This is a genomic window from Chryseobacterium sp. MFBS3-17 (genome assembly GCF_020687745.1).
GTDB lineage: Bacteria > Bacteroidota > Bacteroidia > Flavobacteriales > Weeksellaceae > Marnyiella.
In genome coordinates this window covers 124,639-150,073 of record NZ_JAJEWK010000007.1, presented here as the reverse complement: position 1 = coordinate 150,073, position 25,435 = coordinate 124,639, and the positions used below count along the sequence as shown (strand labels likewise).

The following is a 25,435-nucleotide window of genomic DNA, read 5'->3' as shown; positions in this document are numbered from 1 at the left end:
TTCCCATCAATATTTGTATACTTTATCATAGTTTCTAATATTTAAATGAAATTTCAGGTTTTTTATCATATTTTCCACCCTTCTTTATTATTGCGAATCCGATCTTATCGGAATAAAAGTTAGTGTGTGACCCTGCGGCTTCCTTAATTTTTTTTGTGAAATCAGAATTTCCGATTGGAAAATATTCCATAATCTCATCATATTGTAGTTTCCCATCTGTTTTATTAATTTTTTTGATTAATATATCTGCATCAGCAGTAGGCAGAATGTCTATGGCCACCATTTTTAACTCTTCAACAAAGTTATCATAATCAGTAGGGTCTAATCTAAATGCCATATCTATATCATCAGCTCTTTTGACTGGTATTGCAGCTCCTGAAAGAGAAACCAAAGGATCACCTTCTCTTAAAGTTCGTACAGCAGAACCTTTTACGACGATATCTAAACTACCGATATGACTTGATAGCTCACCTGCCAAATTGTCAATATTTTGAATAAATTGGTTTTTCACCACATTACAGAATTGTTTATATTGAATTAAATCATTAAATCCAGCTGTATATCCTCTTATTTTGATTTCTTTGATGCAAAAAACAGTTTGTTTAATTAGTTCATTGGGCGGAATAAATTTAATCCCATCCTTCCCCTGTTTATTTGCAATTACAACTAAATCTATAATATCTTCGTCAAGCAAATTTAATTCTTCTCTGCAAAGCTTTATGTAATCAGTTAAAAATGCATCAGTATATGATGGATGCAAGTCCCAAGATACTTTGTCAAATGCTTTCTTGATTTTATTTATAATTAGCTTTATTAAACCAATGGGAAGTGGAACAACAAAACTATAGATATTATTGGATAATTCGTCTAAAACAGTAGTATTCGAATTGTTTCCATTCATTGCGGAAAGTCTACTCTTGATTTCAGCTATAATCTCGGCTTCTGTTGTTTTCCCGGTCGCTTTTACCATTCCTTTAGCACTTTTTCTCATTGCAAATGTTGCAAGATTGTCACCTACTGTAAGAGACAGAGTAGCAAGCTGAAATGCCATAACGAAATTTTTAAAATTTTTACAAAATTCATCATTTGCATTACAATCAATAAAATTTGCAAGGTAACCAACTGCACCAGCCGAAAACTCAAGTCCTCCTAATAAAACACGTAACCCTTGTTTGGTAAATATTCCAAACTCTGTTGCTCCCAAAGCAGCCCATCTTAAGTGACGTAATTTTGTTAGGTTTCCAATCCCACTAAAAGTCAGAACTCCATCAACCGTATATCCAAGCATAGTTTCAGTATTGCTTCTATCATTAGAATCATCATAATACTTTAACACAAAAATTGGTATAAAAGAATTTAATGTTAGTCCATTTATTTCGGCAGTGTTTCCAGTTGTCGTTAATATTGGAACAATACTATCTATTTTAGTGTTAAGTAAACTAACAGGTTGAAAAATTTCATATGTCCCATATAGAGCATGACTTATAGATTCTATAGCAGGACTATTTTCACTTTCAAACGTTCCTTCATATTCTTCTAATACAGCTATTTTATTATTTTCAAACTGAAAAGTAAATTTATTTAAATATAAACCAACCTTTTTTTCAACATTGTAAGGGATGACGATTGGTGACGCACTGGAATAAATCAGATCATAATAAAAATAATTTATATTATTGGAAGTATATGATATTAATTCAGATGCTGACTCATGTGAGTAATAGAAAAGTTTGTTTATCCCACTGTCACCAATTACATTATATGAAATTTTAGGGTTATTGCTAGTATCTAAAATTTTAAAGCCAATAACATTTTGTTTAATTTCACCAAAATCATCATATGGATTGTATTTACTAAATTGCCACAACACATACAAAGACTGTACAAATGCACCCTTTGTATCCGTTGGTTTAAAATCGGTTTCAATAACCCAATTAGACAATTGCATTAATCCAGTCGTAAGATTCCAACTTTCACTCATACGATCATAAATATATCGATAGAGGTTAATACTTTCTTTATCTGTTTTTATTTCATTATTTTCGCTAATTAGTCCATCTAAAAAGTCATTAATCTGACCCACAGTATTAGAATCAAATGCACTTGTCACTCTTACAATTAGGTTTTCAACAGCATCTCTTTCAAAGAAACGACTCATTTCATCGGCACATGATTTTAAAATGGTCAATTTTATATTTGCAGTTAATGGAATTAATGAATTAACACTCATAAGAAGAGATAGAAAGAAAAATTTCTTATCTCCCACTGCATCTTGAATTCTTATTTTATTTCTAAATCCTGTAATATAAAAATTTAAAATTTCCAGGTAAAAATCTTTTGTAATATTTAGCAATTCAATTTCACTAAGCGATGATACATTTGAAGAAAAGGGATATGTCCAGTAATTTTTTTGTTCTTGAATTAAAATTTGATGCTCATTACTAGTAAATAACGGAAATATGCTATTACAAATATGGTGCATGCAATATGAAGCATAAATTAAATTTTTAGCAATATTCTGTTTAGTTTCAATTGAAGAATATTGATTAATCAGATATTTGGTATTAGTAAAAAATGAGGTAGCCGTTACATTCGGATAGTAATCCTGTATTGTCGGGGTTATTAAAATTCCGGCAGGAACATCAGCAATTAAGTATTGATTCGGCAAATTCCAAGTATATTCATATTTTTTTATTTGATTATACTTAGGGCTGTTAAAATCTGTATTTTGAATCTCAACTACAACTACGTCATTTTCTTGAACAAAACGAAAATTAATGTACTCAAACTTCCTTATTTCACTCAATTTTTTTTTATCGGCCCAATATTCCAACCAATCTTCAAGTGAATAAAACCCAGCATTTATATTTTCATTCTCATCTTCTTTAAAGTCAGTTTTTTTAAAATGAAAATAATCTATGTTAATATTATTCTGATTGCTTTTAGAAAAACCTATCAGATATCCATCCAAAGTATATAAGAGATTATTAAAATCACTAGTTCTTACAACCAAATGATTCCCTTTCCCATCATAATCACCATATAAAATTCCTGCTAATTCCATAACTTAAATAAAAAAACTTGAAATTATCATTTGTGTTCTTTCAATTTTTGGCACCCACTTACTATAGGTTTCAGTAGCATAGGTTCGGTTGTCGATGGTTGTGACGTAGATTTTGGTAGCAGGTTCATAGAACTCCAGTGCGCCGTTTTGGTTTTCACCCAAAATACAGATGCTGTATTTTCGGTATTCGGTGCCTTCAGAAGAAGTGTAATAGCTTTCTTCGTCTTCTAAATCATTCTTAAAATATACTTTCGGGTTGTTTAGGTTATGTTGTGTAATCAGACCTTTCAGTTGATCGTTTTCCTCTTTTGTGATGCCTAAAAGTTTTTTGCTTGGGATGGCTCCGTCGCTAGAGTGTAAAGACAATCCCGTAATCGTAATCCCATCAGCGCCTGTAAAAACTTCGGTTTGCAGGTAATAGGGACTTTCTGGTTGGTAAAAATTGTTAAGCTGTTTGCTAAAAGCCATCACCCCACTGTTGGAATTGTCTTTGTAAGCCGAGAGACTTTGGAAGAAAGAACCGGTATTTTGACGGATGTCATTCAGTAAAGTTTCAAACGTAATTCGGGATAAGGTTTGGTCATCATCTTTCAAAACCTCATCTTGGGTGCGTTTGGTGGTAACTGTGGCAATATCTTGCCCTCCTGTTTTATTTTCAAAATTAATCAGTAACAAATTCTGATCAACGATATAATACAATTCAGAATCGGTAGGAGACTTGATGTGTGGTTCTGCATTAATCAGCCCAAAAATATCATCAATATCTTTCATATAACGATACACCGTTTGCGTAGGATTGTTAGGATCACCTGTTGGTACTTGATCTGCAACAGAAATCAGCTTTCCTTCGTACACCAATTGAACTATACAAGCTAAACTTTCATTATTAGCCGTTTTTAGAAAATTAAACGTAAAAGGTTTGGTGTAGTTGGTATTGATATTGGTTCCGGCTTGTTGTAATAGGTTTTCATTGCGGATGAAATAATCTTCATGAACTGTATTTTCACTCAAAATTCCTTGTTTTACATATAATGCGGCAGCATCATTATTATCGGTAGTGAGCTGGACAACCAATTGTGGTAGATTATTCAATTCCCAAATGGGCCAATTTTCTTCAAACTGGGTTTCTAAAAGGTTATTGATATCGTTACCAATTTTGATATTGTTATCGTTGGTAGCAGATTCTGCATAATTTCCATAAAAGTTATATGACCGTTGACGGTTGCTCTGGATGTACAGATAAGAAGTTTGTGCGGTTTGGAAACTTTGTATTGCACCGTATATTTCATCTACCGTTTGCAAAGCATTGGTTTGGGTATTTACTTTCAGTTTTCCTTTTCCTTGTGCGTGCATTCCGTAAAACGCTGCAATATCCATAAACTGTGTTGCTGATTCCCGAATGAGCTTCTTTTGAAAATCATTACCTGTAGGAATCAGTTCAAAATCAGCAGCTCTTGCGTATTGTAAATTGAGTTGGAATGGATTGGGATCATTTTCGATACTAAAGTCTCCTTCGTTCAGTACTATATCAATTCCTAATTCTCCACTCGTGTTTCCAAGATAAACACCTTGTGGAATAATGGGTAGTTCATATGCTTGCTTTTCCGGTTGTGTGATTTGTCCGTTGGCATCTTCTTCCCACGATTTTTTGAAGAAGTAATCGTCGATTAAATCCGTGTCGTTTTGTGCCTGTCCCGGTTGTGGATTAAAAGCTGGATAACCAATATATTCTGCCAAAAAAGGTGGTGGTGTGGTATTAACTCCATTCGCACCATAAAATTTAGCAAAGTCTTCGCGAATTCGGGTAATAAAATCGGTCGAACTTCCGCTACTTTGCAATACCTGATGATTATTATCAAAAAAATCGTTTTTTAAAAGTCCCCGATATATAATGTATTTTATTGCCAAACCTTTCATCGGTTGTGAGAAAGGTTTCAGAATAACATTTACTTTGGCAGGATCTCCGGAATTGGGTTGTACAAACAACTGTGCCTGACAAATAGTAAATACTTTTCCGGTATAAGTTATCTTAGAAGTTGTTCTAAATGTTGAACTTGCGCCAGTTCCTTTTATTCCAAATTTATCATTTATACTTTGCGAAAACGTTTTATCTTTTTCTAAAAGGAAAAACGACTCCGCAGCCCATTCTGCACGAACATTTCGACCAGTAGAGTCAGAGGAAGTTGCCAAAGCATTTGAAGGAACCGTCGGCATAGAATTTGTGTTTTTGTTTCTTTAAAGTTAACGCATTTTCTTTGTCAATTCGTATGCAAAGCAGTTAATGTTTTGTTAATTTTTGCACTTAGCGTATTCTTTCAGTATATATAATTGGTTTTCTTCATTTCGAAGATCCAAACTTTCATTTTTGAGCTCTTCCGATATTTTTTTGCAATCATTAAGGTATTCGGCAAGTTTTTCAGATAGTTTTTCATTGGAGCGATTGTCCAACATTTGTCCTTTGGCTTGCGAATTTGTTTTAATAACGTATTTGTGCAATTCTACAGGATCTTGTAGTAACATAATTTCCTTTTCTTTTTTAATTAAACGATAGAAATAAGCATTGTTTCCGTACAGGTCGCCATAATTTTGTAGTTTTTTCATGAGCTCTCCTTTTACACTCATTCCATAATAACAGTCTTCTGTTCCATCGTCGGATTTCACGCAAAATTGTATTCCAGAATCTGCATTGTAAGTTTTTGTTTTCATACTGTTTGCTGGAAGCGGAGTTTTCACCATCACATCTTGCCCGTAACGATCAGCAAATTCTGTTGGCAAGCGTTGCCCAGTCTTATTGACGTCCAATTGCTCAAACCAAACAGTAAGATATCCTTCGGTTTTCTTTCCATTTTTGTCAATAACATAACCCGGAACATCATACAAATTAATGCTTCTTGCTACCGCATCCTGTATTTTGGCGTTTTGTAATTCCAAATCTTTGTAATATGCTTGATGTTCCAAAGTATATCCTTCCAAAATCAATTGGGCAACCAATTCGGTCACAAAAACATAATCTGAAGAAGCATAGGTTCGGTTGATGTCAAACAAAAACTCGTTTCCATCATAAGTTTTAACCAAATAAGTTCTTATTCCTTTATTACTAGGAAACATAGCCGCTATTTTGATATTGTCTAAATCCCATATTTCCATGCAAGGACTTGGAGAAAAACCACTGCACTCATAAGCCCTTGCGTATCCTGCAATTTTAGCAGGATAATTTCCATTGTTGAATAAAATTTCACCCCCTTTTCCTAATCGTGGATTATAACGGGTTTTGATATTACTTAAGCGTTCTTGTCTTCCGCTTTCATCTGCAAAACTATTCGCTTTCATTTGGTTGTATTTATCCGCAAGATTTTCTCTTGGTTCGTTGAAAAACTCTGCAAGTTTTGATTGATCAATTCCGTTTTGATTAAATAGTTGGTATTTAACCGTTAATTGATGGGCAATAATCCGATCAACTTTTAGGGAAGTTACCAAAACCTCGTAAGGGATTTGGGTTGTTTTTCCATCATTAGATTTCAATTCCAAATAATGCATAAATTGTTCTCGCGCGAGATCCACTCCTTTTAAATCTACTTCAAACATTTTCTGATTTTTGAGATTATAAAAATCGTAATGATCTTGATAAGGAGATATCACAACAGCAACTTCATTGCCTTCAACAATCACTTTGTCTTTTTTTATTTGAACTTTCTGAGCAAAAAATATAATTGGAAAAAAGAGAAGTAAAAAGATTAATTTTTTCATTTTTTTGATTTTATGTTTGGATTGAAATCACTTGGAATTGTTAAAGTTAAGTAATAAAAAATTGTACGATACAGGAAAAACACCTTTTATAAAGAATAATACATTTTGGGCTGTCGCTTATTTAAAACACTGCATAGAACCTACCCACATCAACTTCAAACCAGTGTAAAAAAAATGCAGGTCATCCAAACACATGAGTAAAATAAAGCCAAGTCTTTGCAAAACCTGCACAAAAATAAACAGTTAGTTAATAGAGTTTAATCTCTAAAAAGCCTGTGTAAACAAACCACAAACATTTCCCCAAACAGCACAAAATAAATACAATAAATCCAATAACTTGCGTAAAATAGATACAACTGAACTTTCACCCTGTGTAAATCAGCACACCCCACTTTCCAAACCTGTCTAAAAAGATGCAAGCCAAGAAATCTTTCCCTTCTCATTTTTCTTTTTCAAAAGCAAAAAATATAAAAACATCTCATAATCAGAGCTTTATAAAAACTCTTCAGAACTCTTAGAATTCAGTAAACATCTGTTGCAAGATGTGTCTTTGTATATACAACTCTTCAAGTTGCATCTACCAAAGACGATCTTGCTTTTTTTACAAAAAGGAGAAAAAACTGCGGAACTTGTTTTTCATTATTTTGACTGAAAATTCGTTTAGAAAATCCAAATTAAGCCAGATTATTCTTTTTTAATCTTCTTGAATTTCAAATTCATCCAGAATATTCTTTTTTAGCCCAAATACTTTGTTAGCTATTGTTTTGAGCATTTTAATCATTCAATTTTGCAACAGAATCTTAGTCGAAAAACTCAAAAAGCAGTAACAAAAAATTCAGCAGTTCTTAAAAATGTATACCGGAAAAAGAGAAGAGTTGATTGTCATCCGAATCCAAAAAGAAAAAAAAGATCGTTGGAAAAAGATTTGTAAAAAAAGAAAAATATCGATGACCAGTTTACTTGTTGATTCAGTTGAAGAACGAGTTTTGGACGATGAAAGGCGAAAAATCATCACATTCATTGAAAAGCAAGATAATGTATTTATAAAAATTGAAACGAATATCAATCAAGTTGCAAGAATAGTAAATGCGCAAAAATTTATCTCAAAAAATGAACTGGAAAAATTTTGTCAGCAATTGGAAGAAATTAAAGACCTCAAAAAAAAGCAAAATGAAATGTTTAAGAAAATTTACCAAATGCTTAGCAAGTGATTGTCAAAATTCTTCCGTCTGCGGGAAATAATTTTCACGGCGTACAATACAATGACAAAAAAATAAACAACGGAAAAGGAGAATTAATGTTGATGAAAAACTTTCCATCGTTCATTAACGAGAACAGCAAACCACAAGAAGTAAGAGATTATTTAAAAACCATATCCAAAAGTAACCGAGTGAAAAACCCGCAATTCCATACCGTGATTTCAACGAAATTTCTAGCGCATTCCAAAGATGAGCTAACAAATGTTGCAGAAGATTTTATGCAGGAAATGGGTTATGGAAACCAACCTTATATCGTGGTCTTTCATGATGATACCGAAAACAATCATGTACATATCGTAACAACAAGAGTTGATAAAACTTCGGGGAAGAAAATTAAAGACAGTTATGAAAAACTAAAATCCCAAAAAGCATTAAGTCTGGTTTTGGAAAAGCAATTCGGGAAAAATAATCAAACAGAAATTGAAAAACTCTTGAAGTACAAATTCGGCTCTTTGAAACAATTGGAATTATTACTCGAACGAAGCGGTTTTAAATTCACTCAAAATAAGAAAGATGAAAACGCTTATGACATCCTGAAAAATGGGGTTTGTGAAAAGACGATAAACGGAAACCAAATCGTGTTCAGCTCACCAAAAAACGACCAGCGTTCAAAACAACTCAAAGCGATTTTGAGTAAATACAAAAATCTTCATTCCGGCAAAGTTTTCCAAGTTGAAGACACACGACGACAAGAAGGAATGCTTCCCGAAGAAAAACAAAATAAAAATTGGAAACCCAAAATTGAATTTGAAAGTGAACTTCAGAAAAAACTTAGAGATACATTCGGATTAGATGTTGTATTTCATTTCATAGAAGGAAAAATGCCTTTCGGCTATTCATTGATTGACCATAAAACAGGAACAGTTTACAAAGGAAGCGACTTGTTAAAAATGAAAGATTTGTTTGAATTTACAAATGATGTCATCGACAAAAGACTATTTGAAAGCATCAAAGATTACACGATTCCAAACGAAAAGACCAAACAAATTCTTTTGAAATTTTTGAATATGAACAACCCACAATCAGAATTGAAAGATTTTATGTTATTCAATTTAAAAAAACTGAAACCGAAAGAGCAGTACAACACCATTAGGTTAGACGTTAGAAAGTATTTGAAAACACAAAATAGTGGGAGCATTCGCTTGATCAAAGGAGATGATGAAAAGCTATATGTGATTCACACTCAGAAACATTTTGTTGGAGAACTTCAATCCTTAATTGGCGAAAAAGAATACCAACATTTTCTAAACCCTAATTACAATGAAGAATTTTTTACAAAGCATAACAATGAAAATCCTGGAAACCAACTCAGCAAAAGCATTAACAATTTAATTTTTGAGTTCAGCAAATCGTCTAACGTAGGAAAAGATCCGGCTGAAGAAGAATTCAGAAAACGACGAAAAAAGAAACGCAGTTGATTGAGACGCGTTAATTTAAACTTTAAACCTTGAATATTAAACCTTGAACTTATAAAGATGATTATCACTTTTGCTACTCAAAAAGGAGGAACTGGTAAAACCACTTTGGCGATAGCTTTTGCCAATTACATTTCCATGCTTTCTCAGAGGAAAATCAAGGTCTACGATTTTGATTATCAAAAATCCTTCTTTCACAAATGGCAGGAAGACGAATTGTCTGAAACGCCAAAACTTTATAACGTAGAAAGTGTTGACGAAGAAGAAACGCAACCCTTTTCCGACTTTGAAACATTGATTCAACTGAAAGAAAGTGAGGAAATCAATTTGTTTGACCTAGCCGGAACACTCGATGAAAAATACAGTGATCTTCTCATCTACAGTGATTTTGTCATCATTCCTTTTGAATATTCTGATGTTTCGGTAAAATCCACTTTGGTATTCATCAACATGTTGGGATTATTGGAAAGCGAGGCTGAAAGAATTTTTATCCGCTCCAAATACGATAAAGGTTACAAATATCTTAATCAGAAAGCAATGGACGACGAGTTGAATAAATATGGTTTGCTACTTCAAAGTCCAGTTTTCAAAAGAAACTGTTTGCAGACTATTAACACCAGAAAAATGACTTATGAACAAAAATATGCAGTAAAAAAATCCTTTGATGAACTGATTGAATATATCAACAAAACACTTGAAATCAATCTTTAAAATCACAGAACTAAGTCCCTATCTCGAAAATTAGAATATAACATCTTCAAATCTTAATTAAAATGCTCAAAATTTCACTTGTTATAATCATGGTCTATATGCTGTATTATACAGGAAACATTCTGTACGATTTATTCATTAAAAAAGGAAAAATGGACACCAAAGAAGAAGTTGAAGAGTTTTCTTTGTCGGAAATTTCAACAGAAAATCAATCAGTTTCAAATGTAAGCATTGAAGACGTTGAAAATCTCAACACTCCAAAATCTTTTAACAAATATCAAATTCAAAAAGATAATAATGAAAATTCTAATGAAAGACAGAGTTTGGATGAATTACGACAACTTTTTGAAGCCGAACAAGATTTAGATGATGTAGACTTTTTTCAAGAAAATCCTGAAAATCGTGATAAGCAGTCTAGAAGTAAAGAAACAGAATTTTCAGACGAAATGAGTGAAAAAGAAGAGCATAGTACTCAAGATATCATTATTAACGATCACAATAAAACAAGCAATGTTTCTCAATCGAAAGATTGGAAAACCTTACTTAACCTCTCAGAGACTTTGGTTCAGTTGGTAGCGAACCACGATGGACACAAAGTCTATCATTCCGTGATGTAAGCAAAAATAAATATTTAACAACAATCTATAATCGTAATGAAGAATTTTTTTAGAAAAGAAACAAACACAAAAAAATGGCTAACATTCGCAATCTTAATGATGGCTGTAACACCACTATTCGCTCAAGGAGGAGCATCTGCTATTTCGAACGCAGCCAATGATATTAAAGATTATTGGGATCCTATAAAACTGCTTTTAAAAGCGGTTGGTGGACTCGTTGGATTTATCGGTGGACTCCGAGTGTATAACAAATGGACCAATGGCGATCAAGACGTCAATAAAGAAATCTTGGGTTACGGAGGAGCGATGATTTTCCTCATCGTCGTTCCGGAATTTGTCACTGCATTTTTCGCCTAAGATGGGTTTCTATTTATACAAGGGGCTGAAAAAGCCTCTTGTATTCTTCGGACTCAAAGGCAAGTACATTTTTTATGCAGTTGGCGTCATTGGAATAGGTGTAATTGCTGCACTCGTCCTCTCCAAGTTCGGAATCTTTGGTTCTTTACTCGGACTTGCAGCAACGGGAGGTGGCGTTTATCTCATCTTCAAAAAACAGGATAAAAACGGATTGTACAACAAAACCAAAAATTTTAATCAAGTATTCATTTTTCCGAAAAGATTGAATCACAGAAAAATCTTAAAACATGGCAAAAACGCGAAAACAAGAATTTAATATTCCGTTTATCGGATATGATTTCGGAAAAGATTTCGGATGGGATTTTGATACGCTATTTGGTCAGTTCGGAAACCCTATCATCGGAATACGCATTAAAAATGCTGTAGAACAATATTCCGCAGATCCTGATAATTATTTGAATTTTCATACGGTTTTGAACCAAGTGGTTTCGATTATTGGGGAAGGAAGAATCGTTCAGAAACTCGACATTTTCTCCAAGAAAAAGTATACCGCTGAACCTTCCAATCAATTCCTCCAACAGAAATATTCGGAGCATTTTGATGGAAGATGGTTTAAAACCATTGAAACGATTTTGCTGTTCACGGATATTGTGGATGACAAACTCAAAAAGAAAAACAAACATTATCCCTTTTCAGAAAAAAGTTACAAAGAACTTCGGGACAAATGTCAAAAGGTCTTTATGTTGTTAAAACAAGAAAACTGCGAACCCGAATTTTTGTTCAAGAAGGATTTTGAATACTACATTTCCGGTGTATTGGCAATGCAGTTTAAAGATATTCAGAGTTTCGATAATATCAAATCCACGAATGAATATTTACAAATAGGCAACCGCTTTGTCAAAAATATTTCTTACGTAGATGTCGAAAACATTGACCTTCCTTCAGAAATTGAGCCCTACTCTATTCTTGGAGGTAATGGAGCTGCTTCTGAAACCGCGGTCGATAATTTTACCTTCATCAACGAATTGGAAGATTATGAAACGATAGTTTATAATCAGATTCTGACAATTCCTCTGCAAGCACAACAACAACGAGAACTCGACAAAAAGAAGAAAAAGCACGAGGGAGCAGCGAACAATTCGCCTTCCAACGCCATTATTGCTGACGAAATTGGGACTTTGCTAAACAATATCGCCATTGATGGACAACTCATTGTGAACGCACACTTTTCCTTAGTATTTTCAACAAACACTTTGGAAGAAATGGAAGGGACGATGTCCTTAATCGAAAATAAACTCTTTACCAAAGGAATTATCGTTTCTAAAAATGCTTACAACCAGCTCGAACTCTTTCGGTCGGCGCTTCCCGGTAATGCGACGGAACTTCGGGAGTACGATTTATTTATGACAACGAGTGAAGCTGCACTTTGTTTTTTTTTTAAAGAAAGTTACCCCTTGAACGAAGAATCCAACTTTTATCTCCGATTTACGGACAGACAAGGCGTTCCGCTAAAAGTTGACCCCTCTGATTTACCTATGAAAACCGGAAGAATCAACAATCGGAATAAGTTTGTTCTTGGTCCGTCCGGAAGCGGAAAATCATTTTTGATGAACAACATTATTGAACAGTATTTGACTTACAACTATGATGTGGTAATCGTCGATACTGGAGATTCGTATTCGGGCACGTGCAAATACAAAGGAGGAAGGTACATCCAATACACCGAAGAAAAACCAATTACGATGAATCCTTTTTTGATGGACAAAAAAGAGTTCAATATTGAAAAAATTGAGTTTTTAACTAACCTCATTTTTCTTATATGGCAAGGTCCTGACGCAGCGATGTCGTCTGCACAGAAATCCATTTTGGATAATGCCTTAATGTCGTATTACCACCAGTATTTTAACTCAGGGACAGAATGGTATGCACAAAAAAGTTCGGAAGAACTCATTCTATATCTGAGTAAATACAACATTCACGAAGAAGATATTGATGCAGAATTGGAGAAAGAGAATCAAACGCAACGAACCTATTACGATGTTTTAGGGATTCCATTCAATGCCGATTCTGATGAAATTAAGGAAGCGGGAAGAAAATTACTGAAATTCTATCATCCCGATAAAAACGTCAATAATCCCAATTACGATAGCGATCAATTTTATAAAGTATATGAAGCATACGAGACTTTACATGATGAAGAACGAAGAAAAGTTTATGATGAAACCCAATTGATTCTTATCAAATCCAATAACATTATTCAACAACCCAAAACCGCCGAAGAATGGAATGACTCATTTAGAAAAGCCATCATTAAGAAAATAAAAGAACTAGAAGAAAAGTTAGTGGTTAGCGAACTTTCTTTTAATGGATTCTATGATTACTGTGACCAATTTCTTCCCCTTTATCTGAATAACAAAAAACACAGCATTACCGAAAAAGAATTCAATCTGCGTACTTTTTTGTTTGTGCTAAGGGATTTTTACAAAGGAGGTCGTTACGGGACAACATTGAATGAATCTGCAGACAACACCCTCTTTGAAGAATCTTTCATCGTTTTTGAGATTGACAACGTGAAAGACAATCCGAAACTGTTTCCGATTGTAACGCTGATTATCATGGATACGTTTATCCAAAAAATGCGGCTTCGAAAAGACCGACGAAAAGCGCTGATTATCGAAGAAGCTTGGAAAGCAATTGCATCAAAACTCATGGGAGGTTATATTCTCTATCTCTACAAAACCGTCAGAAAGTTCTGGGGAGAAGCCGTTGTAGTAACCCAAGAATTGGATGATATTATCGGAAATGCTGTCGTTAAAGATTCCATTATCAACAATTCCGATACATTTATTTTGCTTGACCAAACCAAGTTCAAAGACAACTTCGACCGAATTGCAGCTTTACTCTCCCTGAATAAAGTGGAACAAAACAAGATTTTCACAATTAATAATCTCAACAATAAATTTGGACGAAGTCGTTTCAAGGAATTTTATCTCAAAAGAGGTTCTAAAGGAGAAGTGTACGGAAACGAAGTGTCTTTGGAACAATACCTCACGTACACTACTGAAAAGCCCGAAAAATCAGCAGTTGAATATTACGTCCAATATTACGGAAACTACGATGAAGCTCTATTCAAAATCATCAATGATCTAGAAAAATTCGGAGACTCACTTGAAAACTTGGTTTCACTCGTCAATCTCTACCAGAATCCGTTAGATGTAAAGATCGTTTCCTTTTACAACGAATTGAAGAAAGAGCACAAAGGCAAAAATATTTTCAAAATCATTTCCCAAGAAATGGATGACCTTCAAATCAGCTTTTCAGAATTCACCAACTCAAAAACACCTCAGTATGAAAACGTATAGCATTCTTTTTATTTTCTTTAGTGGTTTGTTTTACTCGCAGAACACCTACATCGATCCTTTTGTCACCGCTGCCATGGTTTTAGCTTCTGAAAACCTTAAAGCCAAGCAAAATGAAACCATCGAAGAAACCAAAAAATTGAAAGAAGCCCAAACCTGGGTAGGAACTCAAATGGTTGAAGCCAATAACATCCAAAAGAAAATCCTGAAAGGCCTAAAAGAAGTTTCAGGAACGCTACAAAATGGAATACAAGTACAGCAGATTTATTCAGAATTCAATAAATGTTATTCGTATTCTTCGCAGGTCGTACAATTGGCATCGCAACATCCACAATATGCCATTTTCGGTGCGAAAGCTTCTCAAAAAACCTACGAACAAAGTATAAAAATTGTGACCGACGTTTCGGATATTTTGGCTTCTGGAGAACTTAATCTCGCCACCGCAGGAGACCGCTACAAAATCTTGTTTAACATCTCTGAAAATGTCAAAAACTTAAAACTGTGGTTATTGGCAATTAAACTCCGATTGGAAAAAGCCAACCGACTAGGTTTTTGGAATTCCATTAATCCTTTTGCCGGATACATCAATACGGATAAAGCTATTGTAGAAAATATCATGAACCAATACAAAAGAAATTTTTAAAGGCAAGAATCATGAGAAAGAAGATTTTTTTAATTGTTTTCATTCCTGTAGTGTATATCGTTCTGACTTCTTCAGGAGGAAGTTCTACGCCGTCATGGCAAAAGGAAAATGTTTCTTTTTTGATGATGGATATCGAGATCAATGCGACAATGAAAGAGCATGACCGTCAAAAAGAAATGCGGAAAAAACAAATTGCCAATACTACCGTTGAATCCGCCAATAAAATTCAATGGAACAATTTCAAAGATAAAATCACAAAAGTCCAAGACCGACTCCGTATTGTTTCTTTTGCAATCCAAGCGATTCCAACTGGAATTGCCATGAGCAGGGAATTCACAAAAATAACGAATAACCAAACAGCAATCATCAATGAAATCAATACTGCTCCCTACTCTATTATTGCGGTATTGCCTTCTGAGGTTCAGTTTGTAGATGATTTACAAATGACTGTACGGCTGATTACGGGGATTATCATCTCTTATGGAGCCATTAACCAGATGGAAAAGTCCGAACGCAAAATCTTGCTGGATTATGCTTTGGAAGAAGTGAAAACACTAAGCAGGAACTCCACTCACATGCTATTAAAAATAAGAGACATTAAAGCCAAAGTCTTGCGGAATAAAAGGGCTTTTCAATATTACGTAAACCGGGATAAACAAGTCGTGGAAGATATTATGACTAATATTAAAAATTTTTAGAAATGAAGAAGGCAATTTTAGGAATTTCAATGATTTCAGCGGTATTCATTCATGGTCAACAGATTGTCATCAATGATAAATTACTGGCACAACTTGCGAAAAATCATGCGGTACGATTGGCTAGCGAACATGCTTTTTTAAACTCTTATGAGAAACAGAATGAACTCTACGACGAGATTAATAAAAAAACCACGCAAGTTATTGCGATTCAGGAATACATCTATCAACAGCTAAAAAATGTCAATTCTGCACTGACTCAAAGTAAAAAGTTGATTTATCTGTATGAGTATTTAGGCAAGGTGGTAAGCAATTCCAATAAAATGTTGGATTTAACAGCACAACATCCAGAATATGCGGTCTTGGTTTCAAAATATTATCAAGAAATCGGCAAACAAGTTCTAAAACTCAAACAAGAAGTTTCAGCAGATATTCTGAACGAAGACAAAGATTTTTTGATGGATTCGATGGATCGCGAGATGTTGATCGAGAAGATCTTTACAAGAGTAAGAAACATCAATGGAAATATACTCTACATCATTATGCGGCTGGAAAATGCGAAGAAAACTCCTTACCTGTACCAAGTTCCAATCCTTAAGAATTACATCAATATTGACAAGCTCATCGTTGAAGACATCATTCAAAAATATAAATCCCTTTTTTAAATCAATTACAATGAAAAATAAATTAAAAAAAGTATGTTATGTAATACTTCTAATTGTTACGACGAGCGTTTACGGACAAGTCAGCGTTAAGAGATTAAACGATCCTGCAATCGTCGCCCAACATAAGAGAATGGTTTTTGAAAAATGGGGAGATTGGCGACCGTATCCGAAGTATTTTCTGGGTATCCAAACAAATTTTGCATACGCTACGGTTTGGGGAATGTGGGCGCCGAAAATTAACCGAGATTACAAAAATGGTTCAGACATCCGACCTTTAAAGCCAACAGGAATTCAAAACCAACGTTTTGCCCAACTGAAGCTCCAGGAGGCAGAAGCTAAAAAAATTAAAGCCGCTTCTGATACCATTCATAAGAGAAGTGTCCAAGATTTTGCGCACTGGACTTCAACTACCGTTGATGCAGATCCACTTTGGTTACTCTACTACAAACGCATGCTCAAACCCATTAATGAATTTCCCGATACGCCACAAAATTTTGTAGAATGGCGATTAAAAGATCAAAGCACGTATGAAAGATTGAATACAACCGGAACGTTAAAACGCCTTCAGGAAGAATTGGATTTAATCAAAGAGAAATATTCCATGTCCCGATCGATGGATATGCCGAGAGGAAAACGGTTCATCATGTACCACGAAACGTTAATTCGATGGAGAAAATTTGTTAAAGAATTGAAAGGTTACAATGATAGAACCACGCTCCTTTTGGATTACAAAAACATTTTGAACAATCATTCTTCTACATCATTGCCTTCTAATTATACTCCTACAACAGATCAACAAATTGTAGAAAATATTATGCTCCAATATCAAAATAGATACTAAACAATGAACAAGAAATTAATCATCCTATTTAGCTTTATTGCTATGCTACTCCCAATCATCGGCTTAGCACAAACCGATAATGATTATAGCAACTTGCTGCAGTTTCTAAAAGGTGACGGCGCCTTTGAAAAATGGTTTATGGAAGTTTTTACCAAACTCGATACTAGTGTTCAAGACTCCGCATTAGGATCCGCTTTGGTCGGAAGAGCGATTGGCGGTTTGGGAGCACTGATGTACCTTGGGTACATGGGATGGCAAATGGCGGCAGGAGACCGGGAATGGGAAATAACACCGATGCTCAAACCCATTTTAATCGGATTCACTTTGGTCTATTGGACAGGTTTTGTGAATTTAATTCAAGCTCCATTTCAAGCGATAGCGGAACCCGGAATTGCGATTTTTAGTGATATTGAATCCGAAGTGAATGATTTACGCGTAGAGCGGTTTAAAAAGCAACAACAGTTATTAGATGCTGTTATTAAACTTAAAGCAGAAGAAGACGCTAAACAAGAAGTGATTGATAATACCAGCGAAGATGCCGATGATTCTTGGTTTGACATCAGCGAAGGTTTGGACAAGCTCATCCAACCCATCAAGGAATGGTCAATACGGATGGAATTTCAAATGCAAAAACTCGTCGCTGAGCTCATTGAATTTGTCTGTCTTTCCATTCTAAGGATTTGCGTGTATCTCATTTTCTTTATCCAAAAAATATGGGCTTATATCCTCATTATTTTAGGACCTATTGCAGTGGGAATGTCCCTCATTCCCGGATTTGAAAACTCATTATACAATTGGGTTTCTAAATTCATCAACATCAATCTTTACACTTTTGTCGCATACACCATCATCAATATTGGTCAGCAACTCATCGCTTCAGGTTATACCATGGAAATCGAACGTTACGATACCCTTCTAACCAACGGAACCATTTCTGATTTGGATGCACTCATGGTCTATGTGACCAATTCCGGAATGATCTATAGTGGGCTTTTTACTTGTGTGGCGTATATCGTTACGGGAATCGGCGTTTTGATGACGCCCACGATCGCAGATACCATTGTTACTGCCGGAGGAGCCGGAGCGATGACCAAAATGAAAAATGCTGCTGGAAAAATGATGAGTACGACCAAAACTACGGTAATCGCCGCTAAAACAGGAGGTACTTCCGTTGCCGGAGCTGCTGCAAAATCAGCTGCAAGCAGTTCTGCATCCGGAAGAGTCAATAACGTCATAAAAAATGGAAAATAAAAAAATCAGATGATTAATTCCTCTTTTTTCTTAACCACAATTTAAACTTAATCCATAAAAAGATGCTCATCAAAAACATAGAACAGCGAATTAAAATCAATAAAATAGTGTCTCTGGGAACGATTGCCTTTGCCGTCGTGATTGTTTTAGCAGGTTTCTTCTTGGCTTACCGAATGATCGAAGACTCCAGAAAATCCATTTACATTCTAGATAATGGCGTTCCCGTTTTAGCTAAACAAACCGATGTCTTGCTCAATAGACCTGTCGAATACAAATCCCAAATTGAATTATTCCACCGTTTGTTTTTTACGCTTGCTCCAGATGATCAGTATATCAAAGAGAACATTCAAAAATCATTATATCTCATTGATGACAGTGGTAAAAAAGAATATACCAACCTCAAAGAAAAAGGTTTTTACAATCAAATTGTAGCTTCAAGTTCGATGGTCAGTATTCACACCGACTCGATTGCACTTGACATGGAAAAGAAAATTTTTTCCTTTTTTGGAAAGCAGATGATTACAAGAAAATCATCGGTCATTACCCGAAAATTGATTACAGAAGGATTCTTTGAAGACCTTATTCGCAGTCCTAACAATCCGCACGGTGTCCTACTTAAAAACTGGCGAATTATCGACAACGAAGAACTCACCAACCAAACTAAAAACTCCTATTAAAAATGAATACTTCTTTAAAACAAATCGGGCAAAAATGGTTGATTTGGATGACAAAAAATCCCAAGAAGTTTTATGTCTCATGTGTGATCTTTTTATCGGTTTCATTCTTAGCTTCAATGATACAAGGAATCTTTTTTCCTTCCGAAACGATATTTAGAATAAAACCTCCGATTCTCTACTCTCAAAATCAACCCACTAAAAAGCAAACCATCAGTCAAGAAAAGGACATGGAAAAAATAGTGAATGAACTTAAAGGCTTAAAAATAAAACGAGACCGAAACGCTTTACAAAAACAGGACAGCCTCAGAATTGAATACCTGTACAACCAATACCAACAATTAAAAAAATAAATGAAAAAAATCAATTTCAAAGAGAAAAAATATGTACTGCCACTTCTGGCGTTACCGTTTCTTTTACTATTCGGATATGTCGGAGCTCAATTGATGAAAGACGATGCGCCAAAAGACCAACCTAAAGAATTGTCTCTTTCATTGGGTGAGACGCAAGATTCGATCTTATCTAAGAACGATGCCTATGATGCATTTTTTCAGAAAGATGATAACCGAACCATGCTCGAAGGATTGGATAAAGAAGAGGATAGTTTGTTCAATTATGGCGATCAGTTGTCATTAGACCAAAAGAGAAAAATTGATTCCATAAAAGCTGCTAATTCAAGGCAAAATCAATATCAAGGCAATGCAAGTCAGTCCTCCTACTACAATCCAAAGCAACAAAGTGAGGATCAAGATTATCAAAGGTCTTCCGATATTATCCGAATGCTGAATGAACAATCCTACGTAAATTCAGAAGATGATTTTGATTCAGAAAATAAAACGAGCTCTACTCAAAATGAGCAGCCAGATCAACTGAAATATTTAAAGGAACAAATGCTCGTGATGGACTCTCTGGAAAAGGCTCGAGATCCGGAATACCAAAACAAATTGGCTGCAGAAGAAAAACTCAAAGCCAATAAAGAGAAGATGGATGAATTTCTGAACTCAACTTTCAATGTAAGTAAATCGGGAATCAATGCCGACTTCAACGCTTTCTATAAAGAAAAAGAAAACAGCTTTATTAAAGCGGTGATTGATGAAAATAATAAAGGATTTCTGGGAAGCAGAATACGTTTCCGTTTGTTGGAAGATATTTTTGTCGGCAACCGAAAAATAAACAAAGGCTCTATTCTTTATGGACAAATTTCCGGGTTTTCTATGCAAAGAGTCAGTCTCACAATTGTGTCCGTATTCACTAAAGGAGAAATTTATCCTGTCAATCTTGCGATTTATGATGTGGACGGAATGAAAGGACTGTATGTTCCGCAAAGCGTTTTCAGAGAGATGATTCGTGAAATGGGAAGCAATTCTGTACAAGGAACTCAAATGGACATGGGTGGACAAGGATTTTTTACCAGCATTGGTTCTAAACTCTTCACTTCAACTTCCAAATCCATTGCCAACCTAATTAAAACCAACAAAGCCAAACTCAAATACAATTCTTACGTTTTTCTCATAGATGAAAAACAACTTAAAGACGCTCAAAACCAACAAAAATAAGCTTATGAAAAATCTATTATACATCTTCTTCGTTTGTAGCTCACCACTTTTTTTCGCTCAAAACGCCAGTAAAGAACAACTAATTTCCAATTTACCTGAACTTGAAATTACCGAAGGAATCAATCTGCATATTATTTCGCCGGAGCCAATTCAATACGTTGATTTATCGACCGATAAACTCACGGGAGATTTACCGAATCCTAATATCGCAAGATTAAAAATTACGGAGAACGAAGTAGAAGTCAATTCAATACAAAGTGAAAAAACAAAGGAGCCAAATTCTTTTCTAAGTGGAGATCAAATCGGAATCATTACCGTGGTCGGGCAATCGTTTATTGCTCAATACAAAGCGGTTTACAGAGACAAGAAAAATTTGAATGTTATCACGAACATCCACATTCAACCCGAAGATATGCAGCCAATTGAGTTGGACAAAACGACTTTTTCTTATTTGGAACTAAAAAAATTCGCAATGAATATTGTTCAAAAGAACATCGAGAAAAATCCAATTCGGGAAGAAAAAAACTTAAAACTCACTATGCAACTCAATAATGTTTATGTCATGAGTGATTATATTTTTCTCGATATGACATTTAAAAATAATTCCAATTTGAGTTACACCATCGAAGCATTGAAATTCTCCATTGAAGACAAGAAAATTTACAAAGCAACGAACAACCAAAGCATTGAACTTAAACCAATTTTTCAATTGAATTCCCAAAAGCATTTCAAGAAAAACTTTAGAAATATTTATGTGTTTAAAAAGTTCACTTATCCCAATTCTAAAGTCATGATGATTCGCTTAATTGAAGAGCAACTTTCCGGCAGAACCATCGAAATGAAAGTCAACTATTCTGACATCCTTAAAGCAGACACATTCTAATATAAAAAACATCCATTAAGGAATGAAATGGTTAAACCATTTTCAAATTTCCAAATTAATTCATTCTCAAATTACGAAAAGTGCAAGAACAACAACATCAAATTAAAATTTATGGCTTTTTACAAAAGGCAGTTTATGCTGTTGTAGCATTAGACTGCGCTTCACTTTTCTATTTGAAAACTGATATTCCCGTAATCTCCAACTTATCGAAAAACTTTGCCAAGATGAGTTTCTTTTACCCACCAGTAAATGCAAAAATTTTTACTCTGATTTTAATTGGATTAGTTGCAGTAGGAACAAAAGCTAAGAAAAAGAGAGACCTCAAAATTGCTCTCGAAATTATTCTTCCAATGATTATAGGACTATTGATGATTTTCGGATCGTTGTATTTCGTGATTTTAGCAGAGAATCCTTATTTCCCAAAAGTTCTTCCGACACTTAGTTCCTACCAATTGATTTATGCAGTGCTTTCCTTTTTGGGAGCCGTCATTCTTCAAATGGGAGCAGATTCTATTTCTAAACTCATGCAACAGAAAATGGGAAAAGACCGATGGAATGTGGAAGAAGAATCTTTTGACCAAAATCAAGAACTGGTAAAATCCAACTTAATGATTAACATCCCGTATTTATTCCGATACAAAGGAAAACTGAATAAAGGTTGGATGAACATCAATCCTTTCCGTGGAACAATGGTCATTGGAACTCCCGGTTCCGGAAAATCGTTTGGAGTAATTAATCCTGCTATTCGACAAATGATTACAAAAGGTTTTTGCTTATGCATTTATGATTTTAAATTTCCTGATTTAGCACAAATTGCTTACTACCATTATTTACGCAAGAAAACTAAAGAATCAGATTACGATTACCAATTTCATGTCATTAATCTAAACGAAGTCGAAAAATCCAAAAGAGTTAATCCTTTCAAAAAGGAATATGTTAAAACCTTAGCAGAAGCTCAGGAAATGGCTGAAGCGATGGTTTCGTCTTTACAAAAAGGTGGAGCAAGCGCAGGAGGTGGTTCAGACCAATTCTTTACGCAATCAGCGATTAACTTTTTGTCGTCCTGCATTTACTTTTTTGCTACTCACGAAAATGGAAAGTATTCGGATTTGCCTCATATTTTATCGTTTATGAACCGAAGCTACAAAGAAATTTTTGATGCTCTTTTCACAAACGAAGAAATTTTGTCTCTGTTATCTCCGTTCAAAACCGCTTATGACAACAGAGCTTTTGATCAATTGGAAGGGCAAATCGGAACGTTGAAAATTTTCCTTTCCCGATTAGCAACTAAAGAAAGTTTTTGGGTGTTTTCAGGTGATGAAGTCGAACTGAAAATTACTAATCGAAAAAATCCATCCATTTTGATTTTGGCTTCTGATCCGGGAACACAAGATATTAATTCGGCGTTGTACTCTTCGGTTTTGAACCGAACGTTGCGATTAATCAATTCTAAACATAATCTTCCTGGAGGAATTATCGCTGATGAGTTTCCTACAATTTACATTCATAAGATTGACAATGTGGTTGCTACTGCAAGAAGTAACAAAGTCGCTGTTTTGCTCGGACTTCAGGAATTACCACAGCTTCGACAGTTCTATAAAAAAGAGGTTGCGGATACCATTTCTGCCATTGTCGGAAATATTCTTTCAGGTTCGGCAAGAGATAAGAACACTTTGGACTGGCTCGAGAAATTATTTGGAAAAATCAAACAAAAATCCTATTCCCAATCTATTTCACAACAAGGAACAACGACCAGTATCAATGAGAAAATGGACTTTATGATTCCCGCTGGAAAAATAGCTGCGCTAAAAACGGGAGAAATGGTCGGGATGATTGCACAAGGAGAAGAAAATGACACCGAAGAATACAAAACTTCGGCAGTGAACGGAAAAATCAATCTCGATATGAAAGCGATAAAAAAGGAAGAAAGCAATTGCGTTCAGATGCCTTCCTATTATTCATTCGTGGATAAAGCCGGGATTAACCGTAAAGAAGAAGTGCTCATGACCAATTTCAGGAAAATCAACAAAGAAGTTGAACTCATTGTTAATGAATTAATTAAAGAATAGAAGAATGAATAATATTTTATTAAAACCCATCGTGTTAATCTTTCTTTTCTTTAGCAGTTTTTCATGGGCTCAGTTCAACACGATTATACCAATTCAAGCCCAAAAATCAGATAACCACGAAGTTTTAGAAATGGCTGAAAAAGAAATGTCGTCAATACAAAAAAGGGAGAAAAATGTTTGGAAAAATCTATTCAGTTCGAATACAAAAACCGACTCAAAAACTCAAACTGAAGATTCGACTAAAAGTTTAACGAGTCAAATTGATTCATTGAAAACAGTATTGAAGAACCAACAAATCAAAGAACAAAAAAGAGAAGAAAAAAGGAAAAATGATTCTTTGGTTTTAAGAATAAAGGAACTAGAAGCAAGCCAACATAAATTGAACTTCCAAAAAACGAAATATGATTTTATTTCTAGAGAATCGGTTGAAAAGGCTCAAATTTTAAATTCTAAAATTGTCATGCCCTTGTTAGGGAAAATATCCGTGACCTCCCCTTTTGGTATACGAACTCACCCGATTTCTGGAACAAAAAAACTGCATAATGGTATTGACCTCAAAGCCAACTACGAAAACGTTTATGCAGTTTTGGACGGCATCGTCACTGCAACCGGCTGGGATTCCAAAGGCGGAGGAAATTTTATTAAAATCAATCATTACAACCATTTTAAAACATCTTACCTACATCTTTCAGAAATCTATTATAAAGTCGGAGAACAAGTGAAAGCTGGATTCATTATTGCCAAATCAGGAAACTCAGGAAATTCAACCGGACCTCATTTGCATTTCGGCGTTAAGGAATTTGGAAAAAGCATTAATCCCATTCACTTTTTAAATGATTTAAAAAAAGCAAAAAATTTAATCGCAAACTATTATGAACACTGAACAATTACCAACCGAAGAACTCAAAAAATTCGGAATTATCAACGAAGATTTATCGTTCTCTAAAAAACTCAATGCCAATGATATTCAGAAATTCCTGCAAGGATACACCATTGTTGCAGACAATGATAGGAATAGAGCGACTTTCCAATTGACCGACAACAACACACAACTGAAAGTCATCTTTTTGGAGCGGGATAAAAGTATCGCTGATATTCTCAAAAACAGCAAAGAACAAATTCAGTACACCGAGCTTCAATTTGCAGAGTTTGGCAGAAAAGATAAACTAGCAATCAATGAGGAAAAACCCAATTTTTTCTACGGGAAGAAAGCATTGGTTTACGATGAAGAAAGTGGAAAAGTAGCAGAATTTGATTTGGTTAAAAATGCTACTGAACTCACTGCGATTATTGCCGATAAAAAGGATATTCTCGAAATCAACCGCTATAAAAATGAGCTTTTAAAACTCAAAAGTTTTCTACAAGACAAAATCGACCAGTTTCCCGAAATCGCTAAAGAAATTGCTACTGATTTGAATATCGTGTCAAAGGAAATCAATACGGTTGAGGGAATTTCTGAAAGCCTCTCTAAGAAACAACAAAAAACAAACATTGATTTAAAAGTCAACAATCCGGATTTGTATCAAGATGCAAATCGAATGCGAGAAGAACAAGAGGAAGAACAGGAAGAAACTCAAAAATCAAAAGGTTTTAGAAGATGAATCTGCATTAAGATTCAAAAGAATCTGC

Annotated in this window: 22 protein-coding genes; 19 read left to right on the top strand and 3 right to left on the bottom strand. The window is 34.7% G+C overall.

The genetic code is table 11. The features are described 5' to 3' along the window. Window positions 1-34: 34 nt before the first annotated feature. From LKO26_RS05445 to LKO26_RS05435, 3 genes are all read right to left on the bottom strand, one after another. On the bottom strand, window positions 35-3,064 hold the full coding sequence (locus LKO26_RS05445; RefSeq protein WP_227586836.1) for a hypothetical protein: 3,030 nt from the start codon (window positions 3,062-3,064) through the stop codon (window positions 35-37). Between the two features lie 3 nt (window positions 3,065-3,067). Continuing rightward, window positions 3,068-5,278 carry a hypothetical protein gene (locus tag LKO26_RS05440; RefSeq protein WP_227586835.1) on the bottom strand — a complete coding sequence of 737 codons (2,211 nt, stop codon included), beginning with the start codon at window positions 5,276-5,278 and terminating at the stop codon, window positions 3,068-3,070. Between the two features lie 75 nt (window positions 5,279-5,353). Further along, window positions 5,354-6,811: a hypothetical protein gene (locus tag LKO26_RS05435; protein WP_227586834.1), complete on the bottom strand. Its 1,458-nt coding sequence runs from the start codon at window positions 6,809-6,811 to the stop codon at window positions 5,354-5,356. A gap of 851 nt (window positions 6,812-7,662) precedes the next feature. Between LKO26_RS05435 and LKO26_RS05430 the strand changes: the two genes are divergently transcribed. From LKO26_RS05430 to LKO26_RS05340, 19 genes are all read left to right on the top strand, one after another. Further along, the gene (locus tag LKO26_RS05430) at window positions 7,663-8,022 is read left to right on the top strand and encodes a hypothetical protein (protein WP_227586833.1); all 360 of its coding nucleotides are present in this window, start codon (window positions 7,663-7,665) and stop codon (window positions 8,020-8,022) included. Further along, complete coding sequence (locus tag LKO26_RS05425) at window positions 8,019-9,488, top strand: relaxase/mobilization nuclease domain-containing protein (RefSeq protein WP_227586832.1); 1,470 nt, start codon at window positions 8,019-8,021, stop codon at window positions 9,486-9,488. Before LKO26_RS05430 ends, LKO26_RS05425 begins: the two co-directional genes overlap by 4 nt. Before the next feature lie 57 nt (window positions 9,489-9,545). Then, window positions 9,546-10,196, top strand: a complete 651-nt coding sequence (locus LKO26_RS05420; protein ID WP_227586831.1) for a ParA family protein — start codon at window positions 9,546-9,548, stop codon at window positions 10,194-10,196. Between the two features lie 152 nt (window positions 10,197-10,348). After that, on the top strand, window positions 10,349-10,813 hold the full coding sequence (locus tag LKO26_RS05415; protein WP_227586830.1) for a hypothetical protein: 465 nt from the start codon (window positions 10,349-10,351) through the stop codon (window positions 10,811-10,813). A 36-nt stretch (window positions 10,814-10,849) separates the two neighbouring features. Continuing rightward, window positions 10,850-11,170 (top strand): DUF4134 domain-containing protein, encoded by a 321-nt coding sequence (locus LKO26_RS05410; protein ID WP_227586829.1) that lies wholly within the window; start codon window positions 10,850-10,852, stop codon window positions 11,168-11,170. Window position 11,171: 1 nt separating this feature from the next. Beyond that, complete coding sequence (locus tag LKO26_RS05405; RefSeq protein WP_227586828.1) at window positions 11,172-11,486, top strand: DUF4133 domain-containing protein; 315 nt, start codon at window positions 11,172-11,174, stop codon at window positions 11,484-11,486. Further along, entirely contained in the window at window positions 11,458-14,532 is a 3,075-nt protein-coding gene (locus tag LKO26_RS05400) for a TraG family conjugative transposon ATPase (protein ID WP_227586827.1), read from the top strand. Before LKO26_RS05405 ends, LKO26_RS05400 begins: the two co-directional genes overlap by 29 nt. 73 nt (window positions 14,533-14,605) lie before the next feature. Next, window positions 14,606-15,172: a hypothetical protein gene (locus tag LKO26_RS05395; RefSeq protein WP_227586826.1), complete on the top strand. Its 567-nt coding sequence runs from the start codon at window positions 14,606-14,608 to the stop codon at window positions 15,170-15,172. An 11-nt stretch (window positions 15,173-15,183) separates the two neighbouring features. Further along, on the top strand, window positions 15,184-15,870 hold the full coding sequence (locus LKO26_RS05390) for a hypothetical protein (RefSeq protein ID WP_227586825.1): 687 nt from the start codon (window positions 15,184-15,186) through the stop codon (window positions 15,868-15,870). Window positions 15,871-15,872: 2 nt separating this feature from the next. Further along, window positions 15,873-16,532 carry a hypothetical protein gene (locus LKO26_RS05385; protein WP_227586824.1) on the top strand — a complete coding sequence of 220 codons (660 nt, stop codon included), beginning with the start codon at window positions 15,873-15,875 and terminating at the stop codon, window positions 16,530-16,532. A gap of 10 nt (window positions 16,533-16,542) precedes the next feature. Beyond that, a complete protein-coding gene (locus LKO26_RS05380; RefSeq protein ID WP_227586823.1) occupies window positions 16,543-17,373 on the top strand; it encodes a hypothetical protein in 831 nt (276 codons plus the stop codon). Between the two features lie 3 nt (window positions 17,374-17,376). Further along, entirely contained in the window at window positions 17,377-18,624 is a 1,248-nt protein-coding gene (locus LKO26_RS05375; protein ID WP_227586822.1) for a hypothetical protein, read from the top strand. Between the two features lie 62 nt (window positions 18,625-18,686). Beyond that, window positions 18,687-19,301, top strand: a complete 615-nt coding sequence (gene traK, locus LKO26_RS05370) for a conjugative transposon protein TraK (protein WP_227586821.1) — start codon at window positions 18,687-18,689, stop codon at window positions 19,299-19,301. Window positions 19,302-19,303: 2 nt separating this feature from the next. Beyond that, window positions 19,304-19,651, top strand: a complete 348-nt coding sequence (locus tag LKO26_RS05365) for a hypothetical protein (RefSeq protein ID WP_227586820.1) — start codon at window positions 19,304-19,306, stop codon at window positions 19,649-19,651. Beyond that, window positions 19,652-20,854, top strand: coding sequence for a conjugative transposon protein TraM (gene traM / locus LKO26_RS05360; protein WP_227586819.1), 1,203 nt, complete (start codon window positions 19,652-19,654; stop codon window positions 20,852-20,854). It begins immediately after the preceding gene. 4 nt (window positions 20,855-20,858) lie between these two features. Then, entirely contained in the window at window positions 20,859-21,737 is an 879-nt protein-coding gene (locus tag LKO26_RS05355; RefSeq protein ID WP_227586818.1) for a DUF4138 domain-containing protein, read from the top strand. A gap of 80 nt (window positions 21,738-21,817) precedes the next feature. Further along, complete coding sequence (locus LKO26_RS05350) at window positions 21,818-23,806, top strand: type IV secretion system DNA-binding domain-containing protein (RefSeq protein ID WP_227586817.1); 1,989 nt, start codon at window positions 21,818-21,820, stop codon at window positions 23,804-23,806. 4 nt (window positions 23,807-23,810) lie between these two features. After that, the gene (locus LKO26_RS12765) at window positions 23,811-24,689 is read left to right on the top strand and encodes a M23 family metallopeptidase (protein WP_317206369.1); all 879 of its coding nucleotides are present in this window, start codon (window positions 23,811-23,813) and stop codon (window positions 24,687-24,689) included. Beyond that, complete coding sequence (locus LKO26_RS05340; RefSeq protein ID WP_227586816.1) at window positions 24,679-25,407, top strand: hypothetical protein; 729 nt, start codon at window positions 24,679-24,681, stop codon at window positions 25,405-25,407. The genes LKO26_RS12765 and LKO26_RS05340 overlap by 11 nt, the downstream gene beginning before the upstream one ends. Window positions 25,408-25,435: the final 28 nt, after the last annotated feature.